Annotated in this window: 22 protein-coding genes and 3 pseudogenes; 4 read left to right on the top strand and 21 right to left on the bottom strand. The window is 29.0% G+C overall.

The window, feature by feature from the left end; translation table 11 throughout:
* From RCG18_RS16260 to RCG18_RS16175, 18 genes and pseudogenes are all read right to left on the bottom strand, one after another.
* Positions 1 to 1,125 carry a tetratricopeptide repeat protein gene (locus tag RCG18_RS16260; protein ID WP_308037078.1) on the bottom strand — a complete coding sequence of 375 codons (1,125 nt, stop codon included), beginning with the start codon at positions 1,123 to 1,125 and terminating at the stop codon, positions 1 to 3.
* A gap of 411 nt (positions 1,126 to 1,536) precedes the next feature.
* Entirely contained in the window at positions 1,537 to 3,711 is a 2,175-nt protein-coding gene (locus RCG18_RS16255) for a HAMP domain-containing sensor histidine kinase (protein WP_308037077.1), read from the bottom strand.
* Entirely contained in the window at positions 3,683 to 4,387 is a 705-nt protein-coding gene (locus RCG18_RS16250; protein ID WP_308037076.1) for a response regulator transcription factor, read from the bottom strand. The genes RCG18_RS16255 and RCG18_RS16250 overlap by 29 nt, the downstream gene beginning before the upstream one ends.
* Positions 4,388 to 4,611: 224 nt before the next feature.
* Positions 4,612 to 5,040: an N-acetyltransferase gene (locus RCG18_RS16245; protein WP_308037075.1), complete on the bottom strand. Its 429-nt coding sequence runs from the start codon at positions 5,038 to 5,040 to the stop codon at positions 4,612 to 4,614.
* A 67-nt stretch (positions 5,041 to 5,107) separates the two neighbouring features.
* Positions 5,108 to 5,533 carry a GNAT family N-acetyltransferase gene (locus RCG18_RS16240; RefSeq protein ID WP_308037074.1) on the bottom strand — a complete coding sequence of 142 codons (426 nt, stop codon included), beginning with the start codon at positions 5,531 to 5,533 and terminating at the stop codon, positions 5,108 to 5,110.
* Positions 5,534 to 5,636: 103 nt separating this feature from the next.
* On the bottom strand, positions 5,637 to 6,080 hold the full coding sequence (locus tag RCG18_RS16235; RefSeq protein ID WP_308037073.1) for a GNAT family N-acetyltransferase: 444 nt from the start codon (positions 6,078 to 6,080) through the stop codon (positions 5,637 to 5,639).
* A gap of 276 nt (positions 6,081 to 6,356) precedes the next feature.
* On the bottom strand, positions 6,357 to 6,779 hold the full coding sequence (locus RCG18_RS16230; RefSeq protein WP_308042049.1) for a DUF2000 domain-containing protein: 423 nt from the start codon (positions 6,777 to 6,779) through the stop codon (positions 6,357 to 6,359).
* A gap of 8 nt (positions 6,780 to 6,787) precedes the next feature.
* Positions 6,788 to 7,611 (bottom strand): annotated as a pseudogene (locus RCG18_RS16225) (AraC family ligand binding domain-containing protein).
* A 179-nt stretch (positions 7,612 to 7,790) separates the two neighbouring features.
* Complete coding sequence (locus tag RCG18_RS16220; protein ID WP_308037072.1) at positions 7,791 to 8,693, bottom strand: GNAT family N-acetyltransferase; 903 nt, start codon at positions 8,691 to 8,693, stop codon at positions 7,791 to 7,793.
* 140 nt (positions 8,694 to 8,833) lie between these two features.
* Complete coding sequence (locus RCG18_RS16215) at positions 8,834 to 9,106, bottom strand: CD3324 family protein (RefSeq protein ID WP_308037071.1); 273 nt, start codon at positions 9,104 to 9,106, stop codon at positions 8,834 to 8,836.
* Between the two features lie 174 nt (positions 9,107 to 9,280).
* Positions 9,281 to 9,928, bottom strand: coding sequence for a Vat family streptogramin A O-acetyltransferase (locus RCG18_RS16210; protein ID WP_374119147.1), 648 nt, complete (start codon positions 9,926 to 9,928; stop codon positions 9,281 to 9,283).
* A gap of 497 nt (positions 9,929 to 10,425) precedes the next feature.
* Entirely contained in the window at positions 10,426 to 10,743 is a 318-nt protein-coding gene (locus tag RCG18_RS16205) for a CGGC domain-containing protein (RefSeq protein WP_308037069.1), read from the bottom strand.
* 78 nt (positions 10,744 to 10,821) lie between these two features.
* A complete protein-coding gene (locus RCG18_RS16200) occupies positions 10,822 to 11,640 on the bottom strand; it encodes an alpha/beta hydrolase (protein WP_308037068.1) in 819 nt (272 codons plus the stop codon).
* 151 nt (positions 11,641 to 11,791) lie between these two features.
* A complete protein-coding gene (locus RCG18_RS16195) occupies positions 11,792 to 12,409 on the bottom strand; it encodes a LysE family transporter (protein WP_308037067.1) in 618 nt (205 codons plus the stop codon).
* 122 nt (positions 12,410 to 12,531) lie between these two features.
* Entirely contained in the window at positions 12,532 to 13,977 is a 1,446-nt protein-coding gene (locus RCG18_RS16190; RefSeq protein ID WP_308037066.1) for a PLP-dependent aminotransferase family protein, read from the bottom strand.
* Between the two features lie 89 nt (positions 13,978 to 14,066).
* A complete protein-coding gene (locus RCG18_RS16185) occupies positions 14,067 to 14,966 on the bottom strand; it encodes a GNAT family N-acetyltransferase (protein ID WP_308037065.1) in 900 nt (299 codons plus the stop codon).
* A 466-nt stretch (positions 14,967 to 15,432) separates the two neighbouring features.
* On the bottom strand, positions 15,433 to 15,978 hold the full coding sequence (locus tag RCG18_RS16180) for a cyclase family protein (protein WP_308037064.1): 546 nt from the start codon (positions 15,976 to 15,978) through the stop codon (positions 15,433 to 15,435).
* Position 15,979: 1 nt separating this feature from the next.
* The gene (locus RCG18_RS16175; RefSeq protein ID WP_308037063.1) at positions 15,980 to 16,450 is read right to left on the bottom strand and encodes a MarR family transcriptional regulator; all 471 of its coding nucleotides are present in this window, start codon (positions 16,448 to 16,450) and stop codon (positions 15,980 to 15,982) included.
* Between the two features lie 101 nt (positions 16,451 to 16,551).
* Here RCG18_RS16175 and RCG18_RS29110 point away from each other — a divergent pair, with 101 nt between their 5' ends.
* From RCG18_RS29110 to RCG18_RS29105, 3 genes and pseudogenes are all read left to right on the top strand, one after another.
* Positions 16,552 to 16,698, top strand: coding sequence for a hypothetical protein (locus RCG18_RS29110; protein WP_374119146.1), 147 nt, complete (start codon positions 16,552 to 16,554; stop codon positions 16,696 to 16,698).
* A gap of 238 nt (positions 16,699 to 16,936) precedes the next feature.
* Entirely contained in the window at positions 16,937 to 17,503 is a 567-nt protein-coding gene (locus RCG18_RS16170; protein ID WP_308037062.1) for a sigma-70 family RNA polymerase sigma factor, read from the top strand.
* A pseudogene (locus RCG18_RS29105) lies at positions 17,503 to 18,938 on the top strand (DUF4179 domain-containing protein). Before RCG18_RS16170 ends, RCG18_RS29105 begins: the two are co-directional and overlap by 1 nt.
* Before the next feature lie 87 nt (positions 18,939 to 19,025).
* Here the strand turns inward: RCG18_RS29105 and RCG18_RS16150 are convergent.
* A pseudogene (locus RCG18_RS16150) lies at positions 19,026 to 19,648 on the bottom strand (hypothetical protein).
* A 175-nt stretch (positions 19,649 to 19,823) separates the two neighbouring features.
* Between RCG18_RS16150 and RCG18_RS16145 the strand changes: the two are divergent.
* Positions 19,824 to 20,315 carry a hypothetical protein gene (locus RCG18_RS16145; RefSeq protein WP_308037059.1) on the top strand — a complete coding sequence of 164 codons (492 nt, stop codon included), beginning with the start codon at positions 19,824 to 19,826 and terminating at the stop codon, positions 20,313 to 20,315.
* Between the two features lie 196 nt (positions 20,316 to 20,511).
* Here the strand turns inward: RCG18_RS16145 and RCG18_RS16140 are convergent, their stop codons facing one another.
* Together RCG18_RS16140 and RCG18_RS16135 are read right to left on the bottom strand one after the other, a co-directional pair.
* The gene (locus tag RCG18_RS16140; protein ID WP_308037058.1) at positions 20,512 to 20,925 is read right to left on the bottom strand and encodes a hypothetical protein; all 414 of its coding nucleotides are present in this window, start codon (positions 20,923 to 20,925) and stop codon (positions 20,512 to 20,514) included.
* A gap of 53 nt (positions 20,926 to 20,978) precedes the next feature.
* On the bottom strand, positions 20,979 to 21,113 hold the full coding sequence (locus RCG18_RS16135) for a hypothetical protein (RefSeq protein ID WP_308037057.1): 135 nt from the start codon (positions 21,111 to 21,113) through the stop codon (positions 20,979 to 20,981).
* Between the last annotated feature and the right edge of the window lie 119 nt (positions 21,114 to 21,232).

The raw sequence follows: 21,232 nt of genomic DNA, 5'->3' as shown, positions 1-21,232 counted from the left end.
CTATTTCTTGCTATTTATTTCATTAATCATACCTTCAGAGTATCTTGCATATTCAGTATTTGGATAATCATTTTTAACTTTTTCAAAATATACAATCGCATTTTTAGTATCATTAGTTTGTTTATAACAATTTCCTATCTGATAAAGAGTCCATGGCATAACATTTAATTCCGGTGCAACTTGTTGAACTTTTAAAAGTTTTGGCAATGCCTCTCGGTAATTTCCCTGTTTATACAATTTATTTCCCTGGTTATATATAGTCCATACATCATTTGTTTTTATTCTATTCCATAGTTTATCAAACCTTGATTTTTCTGCATCATCCATTTTTAAAGACTTTAACGTTATCAAATTGTCCAATGACCCTTCGTAATTCCCCTCAGAATAAAATTTCTCAGCATCGTTAAGAATTGAAATAGTATTATTTTTATTTTTATAATTGTCAAGCTCTGCTTTTGTAGCTTCTATGTTCTTTTGCAATCTCTTCTGCTTCTCATCCATTTCCTTGTTTTTGTCACTTATTGCTTTTTGCTGTTCAAGTTCTTTGTTTTTTTCAAGCTCAACCTTTTGAGATTTATTAAACATACTTTGGATATTAGAACGATTACAATAAGCCACTCCTGCAATAGCAATTATTATAGTAGCTGCTAAGAATGGTACAATAAACTTTTTAGTCTTCTTTATTTTATCTCTATATGCAGACAATTTTGCAATACTCTCTCTCTTCATGTCATTAGCTGAAGTTGAACTAGCATTTTTTATGGTATCAAGAGCCTTTGAGACAGTTCTGTCAGTTTTCATTTCCTTTAAATACTTATTTGCCTCCACAGTATATATATCATATTTAGCTAGTTTTTCGAACAACTTTTCAGCTTTGTCAAAATCCTTTTTATAAACATAACAGAGTCCTAAAAGCTTTATTGCTTCAGAAAAATCAGGATTAAGAGATAATGACTTTTTTAGATCGGTTATAGCTAAATCCACACAACTTATTTTAAAATTTATAACGGATTTGTTATATAGGGCTATGGATTTTCGAACATTATTGGGAATTTTATATACGTTAAATTCCTCATCACTAATATTTATAGGATTTATTTTTTCTATTTCGTAATTAAAATTCACGAGCCCAGTCCCCCTTTGTTTCAAATGCAATTCTATTTTTACCATAAAACGTCAAATAAATATCTTAAATTTCTACATATTACAAATAACGCTAAATTTTATATATTAATTATATAATTTTAGACATTTTCTTTCAATGCATTACAAAAAAATAATATTTTTTATGAAATATTTAAGATATAACATTGATAAAATTAAAATTAAAAACAAAAAAGATGAGACTTGTGTCTCATCATAAATTCCTATTATGAACAGAATTCGTTTATTTAATTGGCATAACAGGTTAACTTATTATTTTATTTATATTAGCACCCTTTTAGAACTATAAGCATAAATTATATTAAAGTTAGCTTAGGGTAACTTATAATAATCAACACTATACTATTTATTTCATTCAGCTATATTATATATCTATTTCGGAAAAGTTATAGTAACCTTAAATAAATCCCCATCAACACTTATATTTAGCTCTCCACCTTGAAGTTCTACAAAGCTTTTCGCTATAGCTAGTCCTAGGCCTGACCCATCTGCAGTACGTGCTTTATCTCCTCTTACAAATCGTTCCGCTATCTCGTCTACATTAAAATCTATTTCATTGGCTGCCATATTTTTTAGTGTTATTTCTACCTTATCTTCTTTAGATACAATATCTATATATACCCTTGAACCTTTCATGGCATACTTAGTTATATTAATTATTAAATTCTCGAAGACTCTAAAGATACGTTGGCTGTCTAAATGCAATATTATCTTTGATTTTGGGTAGTTTGTTTTTATTATAAGTGATGCTTTTAATATTTTATCATCTAATTCAAGTAAGGTTTGCTTCATTAAGTCCACTACATCTACATCTACAATATTCAAATTTATGTTCCCACTTGTGGCTTTGCTCACTTCAAATAAATCCTCTATTAATTCTTGCAATCTTTGTGATTTTCTATCTAATGTATTTAAATATTCCTTACGTTTTTCCACTGAGAGATTTTCATCTTTTAGCAAATCTACATAAGTAATAATAGCTGTTAAAGGCGTTTTTAGATCGTGAGAAACATTGGTAATAAGCTCTGTCTTCATTCTTTGGCTTTTTACTTCTTCGTTTACAGCCTTCTTAAAGCCCTTCTGTATACTTTCTATTTCTTTCTTAAAAGCATTAAACACTCCTAAGTCATCTTCAACAATTATATCCAAATTACCTTCTGCTATTTTGTTTGCAGCTTCAAGGAGCTTATTATATTTACTACTTATATTATTATAATGTTTTCTTACTATTACAAATAATATAACAGTGTATATTACTGCTACTATAATTCCCAAAAACCAAAAGCAGCTTATTATTGATACTATAATTAAATTTATTCCTAATAATATTGCAAGTTTTTTAGTATTTTTTTCTTTTAAGTCTATATTTCTTAGATAACCGCAGAACTTTTTATTGACTCTCCCACTAGCTCTCCAAATGCTTCTTAAAATTTTATATATCAAGGAATTTCCTTTTATATATTCTCTAATTCCAGTTTTAAAAATATGCTTTATAATAATAATTGAAACAAACGCTGCCCCAAAGCATATGAACCAATAAAGAATATTTATTGACCTGTAAACAAGTTCTTGACTCACATCTATTGGTAAAAGTTTAGGTAATTCTTTATTTATTATGCTGATAGTAATAAGCTCAGGTGCTGCACATGTCAGTAGAGATATCATAAAAATTACAAAACCAATTATCTCTATAGGTAATTTAGCAATCTTTTTAAATCCAATTAACTCCTTTGATATTTTATATGGAGTCATGAAAGCAACTATTGCTATGCAGATAAAAAAGGCTATAATCGTACAAAATGTTAATTTATTTTGGTAAGAGTATCTTTCACTATTCTCTATATGAGAAAATATTAAATCTTTATATTTTAACTCTTTTGGAATAGCATAAACATAAGTCATATTCTTAATAGGCTTAATTTCTAAAGCACTTCTGATGTTTGCTTCATCATTTTTAAACTGGTTTGATAAGCTTAACATATCTGCACCATAAAGCTTTTTAATTGTTCTATTCCCTTGATTATCATAGTCAATAACTATATAGAAGCTATATTTTTTATTAAGGCTTTGCTCAATAGGATTAATGACAACATTATCCTCTATCAGAGAGTTTATGCCATCTTGACTTCTTCTTAATACTAATTTACTATCTTTTTCTATTGCATAATACTCTAAATTCTTTAAACCTTCATCTAAGTTTCTTTTATATTCACTTATCTCTTTATTAAATGTATCTTTATAAACTTCTACACTTTCCTGTGTGTAATTATCATATTTTTTATCAAGGTTTAACAAGATATTTGATGGTTCAATATCTTTATTTTCTTTTTTATTTAAAATATCAACATATATACAATAATTGCTATTTGCTATATAACTTGAAAAAAACCCACCTCTTTCAAAAACATTTTCTTCATATTTTTTGCTACCTTCCTTTATTATAGGATATGTAGAATACATTCCTACGGAAGAAGCTAGTAGCACTAGTAGAATAATTATGTTTATAATATATTTACTTTTACTGTTTTTCAATTTTGTATCCAACACCCCACACCACCTTTAAATATTTTGGACTTTTAGGATTTATCTCTATTTTTTCTCTTATGTTTCTTACATGAACCATTATCGTATCTGTGTTTATGGCTTGTTCCTTCCAAACTCTTTCATATATTTCTTCTGCAGGAAAAACCCTTCCTGGATTTTTCATAAGCAATGTAAGAATCTTAAACTCGCTGGGGGTAGTTTTTATAAAATTTCCATCTATAGTTACTTCTTTTGTATCTATATTAAGCTCTAGTCCACCGATTACATAGACATTATCTGCAGTACTTGTCCCCTTAACCATATTTAAAAACTTAGTATACCTTCTAAGCTGAGAATTTACTCTTGCCAAAAGTTCAAGAGGTCTAAAGGGTTTTGTTACATAATCATCTGCTCCAATGTTTAGTCCCATTATCTTGTCTACCTCCTCAGATTTTGCAGATAACATTATTACTGGGAAATCATAATTTTCTCTAAGCTTCATGATAAATGTTATACCATCCATTTTGGGCATCATTACATCTATAATTGCTAGATGTATTTCCTCTTTTTCTATTATTTCTAAACCTTCAAATCCATTATGTCCGATGAAAACCTTATAACCTTGATTCACTAGATAAGCTTCTATTGCAATTGCTATGTCTATTTCATCTTCCACAACTAAAATATTATATATATTCATTTATTCACATACCTCTTTCTATAAAATTGTTCCAAATTATATAATATCATAGTTAATTTTCACTCCATAGTCATTTTCTGCTGCTCCCCTCATTTATCTGCCTTCATAATACACTTACTTTTTAAAGATAATCTTGTGATAAATCTAAAGAATTTCTAAAGATTGTCCTCAAAAATAGAGAGATGATGAATATTAAATAAATTTCACCATCTCTCATTCTATATTTATTTTATCCATGACATTATATATTCTCTAAAACCAGAATCTTCACTGATCTGCTCTTCTTTTACCTTAAAACCACAATGCTTATAGAAATCAACTGCGGACACATTTTCAACATAAACTCCTAATTCTAAACTTGAATATAGAGATTTACAATAATTTATTAGTTCTTTGCCAATACCTTGTCCATGATACTCTTCTAAAACAAATAATGCACCAATAAATGAATTGTTTATGATGCTTATAAATCCTTTAATTACATCCTTTTCTTTATAAACAAAGGTTTTAGAAACAGGCATATATTCATTTTTAACAAGATCATAATTTTTAGTCCAATATTGTTCTGGTATGAATCTATGAGCAGTAATGTTGGTTTTCAACCATATATTCATAACTTCTTCTATTTCAAATTTTTCTAATTCCTTAATCATTATTTATATTTAGTGAGATAGTATATCATAACTACCAAGCCCTCACTAAAGTTCACTTCCTTCCATTTTATACATTTTTATTTAATTCCTTTTCCATAAAATACTTTTCATTTATTATTGGATATTCCTTTTGTATATATACTGTTTTATATCCATATTTTAAATAGAATGGTTGTGCCTGAAAATTCATAGTAGTTAAAAATGCTTTCTTACACTTATTTTCCATTCCTATTCTTTCGGCTTCATACAATAGTTTTTTACCTAAACCTTTTCCACGCTGCTCATCTCTAATCCATAAAAAGTCAATTTCTAACCATTGTCCAACAATAGTACATACAATTCCTCCAACTAATTCGTTATATTCATTAATTTCTGAAATTGTAAAACACGGTTCATCTTTTATTTCAAAAAAATCGGAATTATATTCTTGTAATTTTCTTCGAATTTTTAATATATCTTCTTCAGATGGTCTTAAATTTAAGATTTGACTCATATTATTCACTCCTTATATAGAGCTATTTAATTACATCATTACAGGTATAAATTCAACAAAATAAGAATAATACAATTTTTATTTTATAGCATATTATATTATTCTATTTTTTATATAGCATATCTATATGTGGAATATTATCTTCTAAATACTCATTTGAAGTTTCCTTAAAACCAAGACTTCCATAAAAATTAACCAAATATGATTGTGCTTGAATCTTAATCTCTTTTTCATTTAAATTTAGTTCTATGAACTTGATTGCTTTTAACATCATTTCTCTTGATATACCTTTGCCTCGATACTTTTTATGTACCAATACTCGTCCAATAGATATTTCATCATATGAAACTCCTTTTTTTAAGATTCTTAAATATGCAATAATCTCACCATTATTTTCAAGGTATAAATGATATGAATTTTCGTCTTTACTGTCACAATCTTGGTAAGCACACTGCTGTTCTACAATAAATACTTCATTTCTTATTTTTAAAATTTTGTATATTTCTTCAACTTTTAATTCTTCAAATTTTTTTAGTTCCCAATTCAATGTTTTACCTCCTTTTAATTATTTAATAATTTTATAAAATATAACCTTGATAAATTCATTATTTACTATTGTTTTAAATTAAATTGCAGCTTCAACCTAATTTCTATAAAAATTATAACATATATATCATATTATCACTTGTATAAAATATACATATTTCTATTTTCTAACACCGAATTATTCAATTTTCAAAAGCATCGTTTGTACTTTCAATTATGCTAGTTGCATCGCTTTATAAGAGATATAAAAATTAAACATAACTATACATCATACTCATTATCTTAATAAAGGTATACTCCCCGTTAGCTTGTTGACTTTTTTCTTATTACCGTAGATGACAAGACCAAAATAGGTATGCTCCGTTTCTAATATGGTTGATGCCTTCTGTAAATATTCGCTGTAAATATTGCAGCTTTGTGCAACATCAGAAAAGTCAGCCACAATAATATCGTCATAGCCAGAAGTGTATAGTTTTTCTCTTAATTCTCTAAGAATTTCCTTGTTCCCTTTGAGAATTGGCACAGGTATTGTAATAATACCTAAATGACTTTGCCCCGAAGCATCAGTAGCATCTTTGCCCACTAGTTCAGGAGCATGCTTTCCTAATGTAATACCCAGTATTGCGGCGGTATTTGCAAGAATCCCTAAAGGAAGATTTTCATCTATGATCATAACACATTTTGTATCCTGTTCTGTTATCATTTATTTCACTCCTTGTCATCTATAAAAATGTTCATGTATTGCTTCGGTGTCAGTCCAATTAGCTTTTTAAAAAAGTTTGTGAAATGGCTTTGGTCCGTAAAGCCTGTTTGTAACGCTACGTCTATTGGAGCAATCCCCTGTTCCAATAGTTTCTTCGCCTTGCCAATACGGATGGTTTCAAGATAACTATAAGGGGATATCCCTTTTTGTTTTGTAAAAGAGCGTATCAAATAATATTTATTTATTCCTGCTAAATCACTTAGGTCATTTAGTGCAATATTTTTCATATAATTGTTTTCTAAATAATCACACACAGCCTTTATCTCTGAGTTTGCCTCCTGTGAAGCAGCTACAGAAACCGCATCGGCATATTCGGTTATCAACTGTTGAATTATGAATAAAAATGTCTCCTCTTTTTGAACTCTTTTTCCTCCATCATCACCATAAGATGCAACTCACGCAAAGTAGACACAAGATCATTGTGAAATAGGACAGGTTCTTTAAAATAAGGCAAATAATCCTTGCCTGTTATTTCAAACACAGCTTTTCTCATTACCTCCTGCTGAATGTTAATACAGCGGTAATCAAGTGTTCTGCCGTCAATCTGTTTACATGTATGATTGTCACCAGGATTAAACAAGATTAAATCACCTGTTTCTATGGTATACTTTTTATTTTTACAAGATAAATATCTCCGCCCGCTTTCAATAAAGCCAACTACATAGTACTCATGAAAATGATTTGGGAACTTCTGCATAATGCCTTTAAAATTATAAGCTTCTATATTCAACTCTGTATCAAAACAAATATTCCGAATTTCGTTTTGCATTAATTCTCATCCTTTCTTTCTATTTGTGTTTAAGGATAACATAAATAATTTAACAGTTCTTGTATGATGTTGCCTAAATTCAATTTTAAAGTTGGAAAAAGGCAGCAATCCAGCTACCTTTTTTCCTAAAGCATAAACAATCTTTACACAAATCGAATCCTTTCCCCTTTTATTTATCATTATGCATGAGACAATACTGGGAACATTAAGTCTCTTATTTTAAATGGATTATCTTTCCCCGTCTTAGTAAAAAGAGTAGTATCCTTCTCATTTTTCAAATATTTCTCATAATGAGAAATATTGTTTGGAGTAAATCCTAAAACTACTTTCTTAGTTTTTTCGCTCATCATTGCATTAATAATTTTATCTAACTTTATCTCTCTTATTGCAAACACATCCTGCACATATAAAACATCTTCATTAAAATCACAAATAAGGACAGCATCATAGTCTTCAATATAATAAATACTGTCCTTCATAAAATATGTACAATAAAACATTATAAGAGATGCATTATTTTTCATAGAGACCTTTGAGAAAGATATTGTATTACAAACAATATTGTAAACAAATTCTCTATCATTATAATTATCCATGCTCATCTTTCTTATTTTTTCTGACTTGTCCTCTTTAATTTTGTTTATTGAGTATTGATATTCATTGCACACATCAAATCCAAATTTCGGATAAAAATCAAGAACACTATCATTAGCAAAAAGATAAATAAGATCACATCTATCCTCCCACTCCTTTAATACTGCCTCCATAAGTGCTCTGCTTAATCCTTGTCCTCTATACTCCTCATCTGTCATGACCGTTCCAATTTGTATATATTTCTTTTGCTCCCCTAAAATCAAAAAATCCATGATATTTACTGAAACATTAGCTACGACTTTGTCTCCATCTAACAAAGAATATGGTATATATTTGTCCTCCCAATACCCATCCTCATACCATTGTTTAAAATTAAAACCATAAGTTTTTTCTGTTAAACTATTAAAACTATTTCTTAACACACTGTCATCTTTATAATTACATCTATAAATATATTTTTTATTATTAATTGATAAAATTTCACTCATTTTTGGCTTCTCCTTTCCTATATTTACATTATCTCCTTATATCTTATCTTAGCATTTTTTATGGAACAACCTTAATAACTTTTACTAAATAAAAATGAGCCATAAACTATATAAGATTAATTTATGACTCATTGACCTAGTTATTTTCTTTTTTGCTGTAAAATAATTCTGTCTATACTTTTTCTTGATAAAAAATACTGGTTAGCAAGATACTCTTTACCTATACCTCTATTAAACTCTTCGTAAATAGCTGCATTTCTAACTTCAATTTCTTTTCTTATATTAGTTGTTTCTCCCCATTTCTTTTTATTACCTTCTTTTTTAGGAATATATATATATTCTCCATCCACATACTGATGGATTAGGTCAATTATCTCTTGGGGAAATATATCTTCAGCTTTAATATAGCACATTATGTTCCTCCTAAATTTAACTTTCTTACTTAGGATTAAACAAAGGCTATTTTCTTGATTATGTTATTAACACAATAGCCTTTGCTATGCGTTAATAATAAGTTTTCTCATAACTACTTACCTCCTTTTTTCTGCTATAATTTCTCCTATCAAAATTATACTCACTTTAAAAAGTTATTTGATAGACTTAATTTTATCTAAGTCTGCACTACAAAGTGCTTCAATATTTTTAAATATCTTTTCTTCTGACCAATCCCACCATTTTAATTTTAATAAATAATCAATTAATTCATCATTAAATCTCTTTTTTATAATTTTACACGGATTACCTCCAGCGATATGGTATGGAGGAATATCTTTTGTTACTACGGAATTAGCAGCAATAATTGAACCATCTCCAACATGCACGCCAGGCATTACTGTAACATTCTGTCCAATCCATACATCATTTCCAACTACAGTATCACCTTTAAAGGGTAAATCTTCAAGGGTAGGTGTGACTTTCTCCCATCCATTCCCCATAATGTTAAAAGGATATGTAGTTACGGATTTCATCCTATGATTTGCACCATTCATAACAAACTCTATTCCTTTTGCAATGGCACAAAACTTACCTATAATAAGTTTATCTCCTATAAATTCATAATGATGAGTAACATGCTCTTCAAACTTTTCTGCTCCATTTATATCACTATAATAAGTGTATTCTCCAATCTTAATATTAGGATTTTTAATAACATTTTTTATATAGCAAATGCTTTTTATATTTTCATTAGGGTAAATACTATCTGGATTTGGTCCAAATTTATTCATATATATCATCTCCTTAGCAATTAAATTCTTCTTAAATTTAAAAATTAAAAATCCCCACAGATGAACAATATCATCCACGGGGATTTTATTTACATAAAGCTCTTTTATTATATTTAAATTAAACTTAATACACAATATATATAGCCTATATTTTAATTGCAACTAATATAAACATATATTTTTATATGTGTGTATTTGTAGTTATCTTGTTTATATAGAAAAGAGTTTAATAGAAAATATTGTTCTTAAAATGCATGATTAAATAAAGTTCTGTTCTAGAACTTTTAAAGCAATGCAAACTATTTAATTTTAATAGTTTAGTTAAGAACAACTATGATCATCTGATTAAATCTCCTTTTTCTATAATTAAATTCCTAGTTAATCTTATAATAAAACCCTATTATTGTCAACAACCATTTAATAAAGATAATTTTAGACCATCCTAAAAAGGACGGCAATTTTATGGCTTTCTAATATATTTCAATGAATTTTATTAAACACACTCTTTAGTCGTGAGTATATCCAACAACTTCAAAATCTTTTGACAGTACTTTTAGGTGTTCATCATATCTAGGGCACATTTTCTTCATACAAGTAGATAAATGAATTACTTCAATCCCAGCTTCTTTCATTGTCTTAGCTCTTTCCAAAACTAATTCTGCTGAATCTTTACTGCAACCATTACAATGTACAAAACCCGAAACAACATACTCTAAATCATAGTCTTTAAAGGAAGCTGCTCTATCATTAAATGCATTAAAACAACCTGTGCCTGGACACTTTTTACTCTCATTATAACAGTTTATAATACCTATTTTTTTCATATTCAATCTCCTTTATCATAATTTATATTAATAACCTTTTCTATTAATAGATAGAAAAACAAATTATTTACAACTTAATTATGCTTCATTAACCCTTTCAAGCCATTCATTAACTAATGAATTAAATAGCTGTACCTGTTCTATCTGCAAATTATGTCCTGCTCTATCCAATACAGCAAAAGTTGCTCTCGGATAGTTGTCTAAAATACTCCAAGTATCTTTATAACCTACAGTTGAATCTTGACGTCCTAATAGTATAAGAGTTGGCTTATTAAACTTTTCATTCATTCTATCTACATCGAATGAAAACGCATATCCTTTTTGTTGAAGATTGAGTAAAAAATTACTATCTGCCTGTCTTATACCAGGTAAAATTTCATCTCTATACCTATCCCAAACTTCTCTACTTTGTATTACTTGTATTGAAGAAAAACCTTTCGTATCAGATGGTTCAAGCTGCGATAATAATTCATCATCTCTCTTTAAAATAATATGTGATGGAACGTTACGTTTCTTAAAATCTGCAATAATAACAGGACATAATAAAAATAACCCATCTACTCTATCTTTCATTTTATGTACTATTCCTCTTGCTAAATATCCACCGTAGGATTCACCTGCAAGTAAAAAGTTTTCATTTGGAATAACTTTTTCAATAAAATTAATTAAAATGTCCAGCATTGTATCAGAATTTGTAATCCAATCTTCACCTTTGGTTTTTCCCATTCCCGGTAAGTCAATATATATCCTCTTATATCCATCTCTATTATTAAATATAGGCTCCATACATCCTGTCATTAATCTATGGTCTACGTGATAACCATGTATTATAATAATTGGCTTTCCACTACCTATTACTTCATAGTTTACAGATATATTTTTCATCTTACATTCCATTATTTTTTCTCCTTGTTCATAAAAATTGCTCCTTCAATTCTTTAATCGCCTATGCTAATTTTGTAGCTAAATTTACGATAATCAGAACATATGTTCACCAAAATAATAACACGTTTGCATAATAGTGTCAATAAAGTTTTATATGTTTGCATTATGAATGTATACTAATTAAAAAACTATATCCAAGCTTTAGTCCATAGTAGACGAGCACTCCACCACAAATAACGTTTATAATTTTAATAACTTTATTATTAAAATTATGTTTAAGAGTGGCTACAATGGTTGTTATTCCCGTAAACCACACTATTGAAGCAAAGCAAACTCCAATAATAAACAACCCTAAAGCCTCATATGGTAATGCTAACCTAAAGCCACCAAGCAGTAATGAGCCATCAATTAAGGCTTGTGGATTAATCCAAGTTACCATAAAGCAATTCACAATTACTTGCAGCATAGATTGATTTACATCTACTTCTTGTTTTATATTGGATGTACTTCGTATAAGCTGGATTCCAATGTTTACAACTACAATGGCTCCAATTAGCATAACCGTTAATTTTAACATCTTGGATTTTTCCATTAAGATTCCTATTCCGTAAAAACATCCTAAGGCTAAGGAAATATCAAAAAAACTTGTTATTAAAGCCACCTGATATGCTCTTATTTTATTTTTGCTTATGGCTGTATTAATTACATAAAGATTTTGCATACCTATCGGCGCAACGTAAGCAATTCCCAATAGAAACCCCTGTATAACATATTTAAACATACCTCTTCCCCCTTATTATTTGTCTTTTACCTACACTCTCTGATCCTAATTATAATTATTAAAAAACTCTCTGTCTCCAACCAAGAAAATTTTTTTAACCCAACCAAAAAAGCTGTTAAAATTTAATTTAACAGCCTAATCATTTGCGAAAGTCTTTTTAATCCATTTTCTAAATCATATAAAGAGGAGTATGAATAAGAAATTCTAAGGTTTAGATTTTTAGAAAAATCATATACGTTTCCTGGATTAATTAATATACCATTGTCGCAACACAGGTAAAACAATTTTTCCATTGCTATCTGTTTTTTTAATTTTAGCCATATATAAAATCCTCCACTAGGTTTATTCCATGTAGCTATATCAGAAAAATACTTTTCAAGAGCATTTAGTGCCACCTGTCTTTTAACCCTTAGCTTCTCTCTAAGTTCTTCAAGATATTTTTCATAAAGTCCGCTTGAGATCCATTCTGCTAAAGCCCATTGTGAAAGCGAACTTGAGCCATAATCCGTCTGCATTTTTATATCTCCTAACCGCTCTATAACAGGCTCCGGTCCAATTAACCAACCAATTCTAATTCCAGCTGCTAAGGATTTCGAAATAGTCCCCATGTATAGTACACTGCCATTTTTATCTTTAGCTTTTAAAGGCAGTGGCGGCTCTGCATCAAGCCACAGCTCTCTATATGCATCATCCTCAATAATGGGTAGCCTTGCTTTTTCACATACTTCTAGTAGTTCATTTCGTTTATGCTGCGGCATAACAATTCCAGTAGGATTATGAAATGTAGGTATAGTATAGAGCAGCGTGGTTGTTCTATTTAAGCTATTCATAATTTCACTTATTTTAATTCCCTGGCTATCCATTGCTATTCCCTTTACCCTCATTCCTGCTGATTGGAATACATGAAGTGATTTTATATAAGATAGTTTTTCTGAAAGCACAGTAGAACCAGGGTGTAGGATACCAAGAGAAATCAATTGCAATGCCTGTAGTGAACCTGACACAATCAATATTGAATCTGGGGAAACGTTTATTTCATATTTCTTTAGATATTGGCTTATAATTTGTCTTAAATACAATGATCCTTTTGGCTCTTCGTATCCTAAAGATTCTATCTTATTTCCAACACTATCTAAAACTACTTTCATCATTTCTTTAGGAAATAACTCAGGAGAAAGTTCTCCTGTACCTAACCGTATCATATTTTCTTTATACTCAAATTTATTGATTGCTTGAATTATAGATAAATTAGGTTTATGTATTCCACTTGAAATATAACTCTGCCAGTTGGGTGGTGGTGTTGATACTAATAGAGACCATGTATTATTAACTATAGTTGTTCCTCCACCGCTTTTTCCTTCAATTAACCCCTCTGCCTTCAGATCATCTAAAGCCTCCACAACAGTACTCCTGTTTACTTCAAATCTTTCTGCCAGTTCTCTCTGAGTTGGCAGCTTGCTCGAAATACTCCATTCACCTGTTGCTATTTTTTCCTTGATGTAATCAACAATCTGCTTATATAACGGAATAGAAGAATTTTTATTTGGTTTCCAATTAATACTTATCATACATTGATATCCTATCCCCTCTATGAAAATGTGTTCTTTGCATTTAACTTCCTAATGTAAGTCCTTTTGCATCCTTTATTACAAGTTCGCTATTTAAAATATTGTAACTTATAATAATTCATCGCAGACAGCTCTTCAAAACCACAAGCTTTGTACAAATTAAGTGCAGTATTGTTTTTACACTCTACATCCAATTCTATCTCATAGATATTTTTTTCATTTATTAAGCGTAAAGCTTCTTTTAATGCTGCTTTTCCATATCCTTTACCTCGGAAATCAGGCAATATTCCAAAACCGCTTATAAAAGCTGAATCATCACTATAGCTTACCGCAATTTTTCCAATAACCCTTTCATTTAGTTCAACCATATATGTGTTTCTATCTAATTCTTCCTCGTATTCTTCTAGAAAGGGTTCACATTCCTCTGAATGGTTAAAAAATATTGCATTTTGTCTCCCAATTTCTTTTCCATCCAACTTTTCAGCTTTTCTTAGTTTAATAGAACTTGTGCTTTCTAAAGTAGTTTTGTTAAGTAACTTCATTCTATACTCTGAAAAATCATATTCACTGCAAACAGAGTTTATAAATCTAACACCTAAGTTAGAATTACTATCGGATAATAACAATACCTTATTAAAGTTTCTCTTCTTACACTCCTCCATTGCAAGTTCAAAGATCTTTTTAAATAACCCCTTTCTTCGAAAGTCGGGATGAGTCATTCCATTGATTTCACCAATATTACTACCTCCAAAACTTGAAATACCCAGGTAGGCTACTAAAATATCATCAACATAATATAGAAACTCATTAATCTCTTTTAGTCCTATTTCAGAATTTCTCCTTATATTTAACTTATAGTCTAATTCTAGCTTTAGATTTGTTTTATCCTGTGCACAGCAAAGTTCTTCAAGTTGGTTTATTTCTTTATACTCCTTTTCTGATATATATTGTTTTAAAGAAACGGTTTCATTTAACATTTTTTCTGACATTTTAAAACACCTCTTCAAATCAAAATTCGGACGCAAAAATGCCCTGAAATAGTTGTCCTAACTACTTCAAGGTTAATAAAATCGCCTTTATAATGTTGATCATAACGATAACAATAGTTACAAATCAAAATTATATTTAATAACTTTCACTTGAAGTAGTTGGACATAAAAATTCAATTACAAATCTACTGTTTATCTTAATCATGTTCAACCACTCCTTCCAAAATTCATATACCAGATTATACCATAAACATTTTATAATTTCAATGTTTTAATATATATTTACAGAAAAGTCTACTTCATTTATGTTACAATTAACCGTAGCAGGTATTAAGTACAGTTTTTTATGTACTTTATAATGTAGATTTGTTAACCATAAAGTTGACTTATTCCTTCATTAGAAGTCTTGTATATCAATGTATTTAGCCAAGAATAAGTCAACTTTTAAGAGCATTTATCTATAAATTCATAAAGTTTCAATTTCAACTTTTATTGCTGTAGCACCTTCTAATTGAAGCCATTTTAAATTTGCTTTAAATTTTGAATCAACCTTATCTAAATTACATATATTCTCTATAACATAAGCTCCTCTATTTTCAACATATTTATCTATTGCTACGTGATCTTTTCCATGCTGTATTCCACTTAAATCAATTCCTATTAATTTTACATTAAAATCTAATAATTTATCTACAAGTTCATTAGTTAAATATGGACTTGGTTTAGAATTAAAATATTCTTCGCTTCCGTATCCATACTTCTCCAAATACCCAGTTCTAAATATTATAAAAGAATCTTCTTTAACCGATATATTATCTAATATATTAATATCTATAATATCTAGATTTCTAACATCTACTACAGTAACATCTATTTCTGATGGTAATTCTATTCTTGATAGATTGTAGCAATCTATATGAGTTCCTATATGTTGTCTTTGATGTGCTGGCTGCGAATCTCCCCATTTTAATATTTCTTGAGGAATATTAAATTCCTTTAAATGTAAATTCATATTATATATCTCCTTCCAATTCTATTATCTTATCTAAATAATTATTAAACTTTTTTAAAAAACTAGCTACAACTTCCTGCTCTTCTTTGTCTATATCTTTAAAAAATTTATTATTTCTTTCTTCCCACTTCTTATGTTTTATTTCATGATCTTTATATAACATTTCCCCTAATTCTGTTAACTTAAAATATATTTCCTTATCATTCTCAGGCTTCTTATACTTATCAATAAGATTACTATTCAAAAGTTTTTTTGTAATCTTACTTATAGCACTTCTTGTCATATTCATACTTTGAGATATTTTAGTAACGTTAGGATCTTTTATTTTTCCTATACAATCTAGACAATGTATTTCTGAAACTCCATACTTTTCATATTCACCTTTAAAGGCTATCCTTCCTAGAGTTTCTTCTTTTTCATATATTTCTTTTAAACTCTCCATGATATTGTTAATATTATCCACTTCAAACACCTTCCTGTTATTTTCAACAAAACAATAATATCATATTTTTGTTTCCTCAGACACAATATTAATATATTTTTGTTTCCATGTCAACAATTTTATAGAATTTTATACAAAACACTTCACCAGGTATATCCAAAGAATCTAATTGTTTACCAGCACCTACAGGTCCATTTAATCTAACGCTTCGAATGTACTGGCCAAAACAAAGAGTGCTTAATGGTGAGTATCGCGCACCAGCTGTAATGCGCTACTAATTTAAGTTGAGCTCTACACTCACCTTTTTTATATCTTTAAAAAAATCTAGGCATCCTTTCTAGATATGCTAATTGCGATGCTTCTAAAACTATACTTAAATAGAAATTTACTTTATCATAATAGTTGTACAAAATAGACTAGCATACTGGCTAGTTATTTTTTTAAGCTACCTAATGTCAGAAAAGTAATAGTTACTTCGTATTAATCTATGAGAAGCTTCTCAAAGGAGAGATATATATGAATATAAATGAAACAAACTTTATAAATCAACTACAAAATAAAAATGCAAAAGCATTAGATTTTGTAGTTGACAACTATAGTAATTTAGTTTTTAAAGTTGTGCGGAGCGTTTTAAATTCAAATTTTCACGCTCAATATGTAGAAGAATGTGTAAATGATGTATTTTGGTCTGTATGGAATAATATTAAGAGCTTTGATGAAGAAAAAGGAGATTTTAAATATTGGATTGCTGCTGTAGCTAAATACAAAGCTATAGATTACCAAAGAAAGCTCTTTAATCAAAGTACTAATGTTGAATGTATAGATGATTACACATTACCAGACGAATTCAATACAGAGAAAATAATAATATCGAAGGAGAATAAAGAAGAACTTTTAGAAGCAATAAACCATATGAAGGATGAAGACAAGGAAATATTTATAAGAAGATATTTTTTATATGAAGGTGTAGACAACATAGCAGAAGTTTTTGGGGTAAATAGAAATCTTATAGATAAGAGACTTTCGAGAGGGCGTAAATTTTTAAAGGAAAAGCTTACTCTTTTGAAGGGAGATGTAGTGTAATGAATAATAAGGATTTTAATTTAGAAGAAAAAGATATATACAAGTTATTTAATCACATAAAACTTGAGGAAAGTGAGTTTAATAATATGAATGAAGAAGTAGACGACATGCAAAAGGAAAGAATAAAGAAAAATCTAAATAAAAAAATAAAAAGCAAAAATAATTTTAAAATGTTCAAAGGGGTTCCGTAGCAGCAGCTGCAGCTTTAGTAAGTATTATAGCTATAGGTACAGTTTCTCCAGCCTTAGCTCAGAATATTCCAGTTTTAAGTTCCATAACACAAACCCTTAATGATAAACTCGGACTAGGTGGAAATTATGTTGAATACTCTCAAATAATAAACAAAAGTATTACTGATAAAGGTATAACCCTCACTATAAATGAGGTTTTAGCAGATGATTCAAAATTAATTATAGGCTATACAGTAAAGAGCAATAAAGAACTCAAGGAATTTCACGGTATAAACTTATCTAGATTTTTAAAAGTAAATGGAAAACAAGACGGTGGACATGGTACTGGCTATGGAGAAAATATTGATGCTTATACTTATGTAGGTAATGAAGAATTTCATACTAATTTGCCAAAAACCTCTGATAAATTTAATATCGACTTAAATATTGATGAAATAATGGACATAAAAGGTAACTGGAAATTTGCCTTCAGCGTGTCAAAAGAAGAATTAACTAAAAATAGTAAGGTATTTAAACCAGGTAATAAAATTGATTTTCCAGATAGTACTGTAACTATAGATAAGGTAGTTTTATCTCCTATAGATACTTCTATTTTCCTAAATGGAAAAGATAAATATAAAAAGGAGGTAAATGGAGGTTCTCTGTTTGATTATGAATATTGGATCGCTTTTGATGATAAAGGGGTAGAGCTCATACCTAAAGGTATTGGTGCTGGAAGTCATGATACTAATACGGGAATTTTCCAGAGTGAAATGCAGTATGCTAAGCCTAAAAATGTCCCAAAATATTTAACTATTGTTCCTTGTAAGATTACTCCTTCTGGCGGCGGTAGTGTAAGTGTAGATAAGGACGGAAAAGAAACTTATACTGCTATAAAAGGAAAGAAAGCTGTAGAAGTAAGTCAAGTTATGGATGGAGTTTATCCAAAGGAACTTCCTCAAGGCAGTATGGGAAAAATTATAATAAATAATGTAAGAAATGAAAAAGATAAAACTGTAGTTAAATTTACAGCCGCTGGTAAAGCACCTTATTTTCAAGCAACAGCGCTTCATATAAAAGATAATAAAGGAGAATTCGTTACACCTAAAAGTTATAATCTGCATAGAGACGAACAGAAACCTAATGAATTTACACTAGAGCTTCCATTGTTAGATTCAAGTAAAAAATATACTATATGCACTAATGACATGAGTAATGTTGAGTTTAGAGAAGACTTAAAATTTAAAATTGAACTTAACCAATAGATATACACTAGCAATGTACTCCATTAATTGTATTTCAATTTTTGCAAGGGGAATCCCCTTGCAGAAATTGAAGAATCTAATAAACTTTTACTTATGTCTTACCTTAAATACTTCACCAACACCTACAATGCTTATATTTAATATATTAGTTAATTGTTTGAGACTTCTAAGATTATTTATATACTTAATATTATTCTTACTAACTAACTTTTCAATCATTTCTACTATATCTTTTTTTGGCTAGTATTCAGAATAAGATTGTTATTTAAACATTCTCTATTAATATAGGTTAAAGTAGTCCATATCTGCTCCTCTGAAATACTATTTATATTCATTAAAACCCACGTAAAATCTTTTCTTCTAGTATCTTCAGGATATGCCGCCTTAAAAAACTCTATAAAATGATTTACTGGCTTTGGATCTTTTTCTTTAACATACTTTCCAAGCTGTGATTTTAGGTTATTCTTTAAGTACATCAGTGTATTTGGTTTTACTGAATCCTTTAACCCCTCTATGTGCTCATAAATATAATTATATGTATCTTTAATCTGTTCCTCATTTACGTTTTCCTTTTTAAGCACTTTTGTTATATCAATATACTCTAGAATATTCTTTTTACAATTTAGCTCCTTATTATATAACCTTTCCCAAGTTTCATGTGCAGTTAATTTTTGAAATTCGATGTCATTTAATACTATTTCTTTATCCATATATTCTCCTTACTGTTTTAAAATTTATCAGTTCCTATATTGTATCATAAGCTTTATAAATTGTTTTTGTTTTTTTAATTCAAAGATAATTTATTTAATAACAAATGTAACACAAAATCTTAAGAATGCATAGGCTATATAGAATATGTATTTGATTAGAAGTGGAGAAATAAAAGTGGAAAAATTTCAACCTTTCCATGGTATGATTACCATGATTAATGATTTTTCAATAGCTACAAATGAAAAAAATCCAGGATGTTATAAATTAATGTCTGTGGAAGACGGATTTGGAAATACAGTAAATTTTGTAGTGGCACCAAATACTTACTTTGTAGACCATGTAACGATGGAAGTAGGAGATATGGTAACGGGATTTTATGATGCAAATGCACCTGTTCCTCTCATTTTTCCGCCACAATATAGAGCAATTGTTATGGCAAAAGATATACAATATGAAAATGTGAAAGTAGACTATTTTAACAGTCAGTTAGTGAGCAGCGATAACCAATTAAAATTAAATATTGGCCCATCTACTCAGATATTACTTGAGAATGATCAAACTTTTACCCAAAACCCTGCAAACCGAAATCTAATTGTTATCTATGGTACTACCACAATGAGTATACCAGCCCAAACCACGCCATATGAGATTATTGTTATGTGTTAAATATTTAGAAAAAGAAAGTCTATCTGACTATTTCTTAAATCTAATAAACTTTTATTAATTCCTAAACAAATGGGCGAAATACTCACTTCTTTCGTCCATTTGTTTATTTGCATCTTATTGAGAGATCTTTCGACAAGTAAAAATTTTATTGAAAAGCCTAGTACAATAAAGCATGCCATAGCAACTTAAATGTATTTTATTTCTTTTTAAATGCTGACAAAAAATATTCTACTGCTTCTAAGGTTTCCTTAACAATATCATAGCTTGCATTATGCACGCACCAGTCATATATAGTACCTCTAGATAATCTTAAAAGCTGTTTAGTTATTTCTTTCGAGGAAACATCAGCTATAAGTTCATCATTTTTTTGCGCTTCCTCTACAACCTCATTTAAAAGCCTTGGAAGCGTTCTCTCCTCAGATATGAAAAATTCTCTTCCTGCATAAAGCTGACTTTTATAAACTTGCCTAATTATATCTAGGCCTCTCTTTTCTGCATATTCTACTTGATATTTAATAAACTCTAAAAGTTTATCTACAGCTTTTACGTTTTTGGGAATTTGGTCAGCAAAATCTTCAAAGGCCTTATCAAATTCCTTATAGGTTTCCACTATAATATCCTCCTTACCACCAAAATGATGATAAAAAGCCCCTACAGAAACTCCTACCTCTTTACAAATCTCATTAATACTGACGTTGTCATAACCTTTTTTGCAATTAGTTCAATTGAAGTTTTTAATATTTGTTCTTTAGTATTTATTGCTTGAATTTTTCTTTTAGTTAGTTTATTTTCGCTCATTACTGCTTCTCCCTTAAGCTTAACCCTAATTTATAACTAATATTAATATAATACAACTGACTATGTAAATTCAAATTAAATTCACATTATTCACACGATTTATATTGACAGTAATATAT

Origin of the sequence: Clostridium sp. OS1-26 (genome assembly GCF_030915445.1) — a bacterium.
In the GTDB taxonomy this organism is placed as follows: Bacteria; Bacillota; Clostridia; order Clostridiales; family Clostridiaceae; genus Clostridium_AM.
The sequence above is the reverse complement of the archived record's forward strand: the minus strand, read 5'-3'. Positions and strand labels throughout refer to the sequence as shown.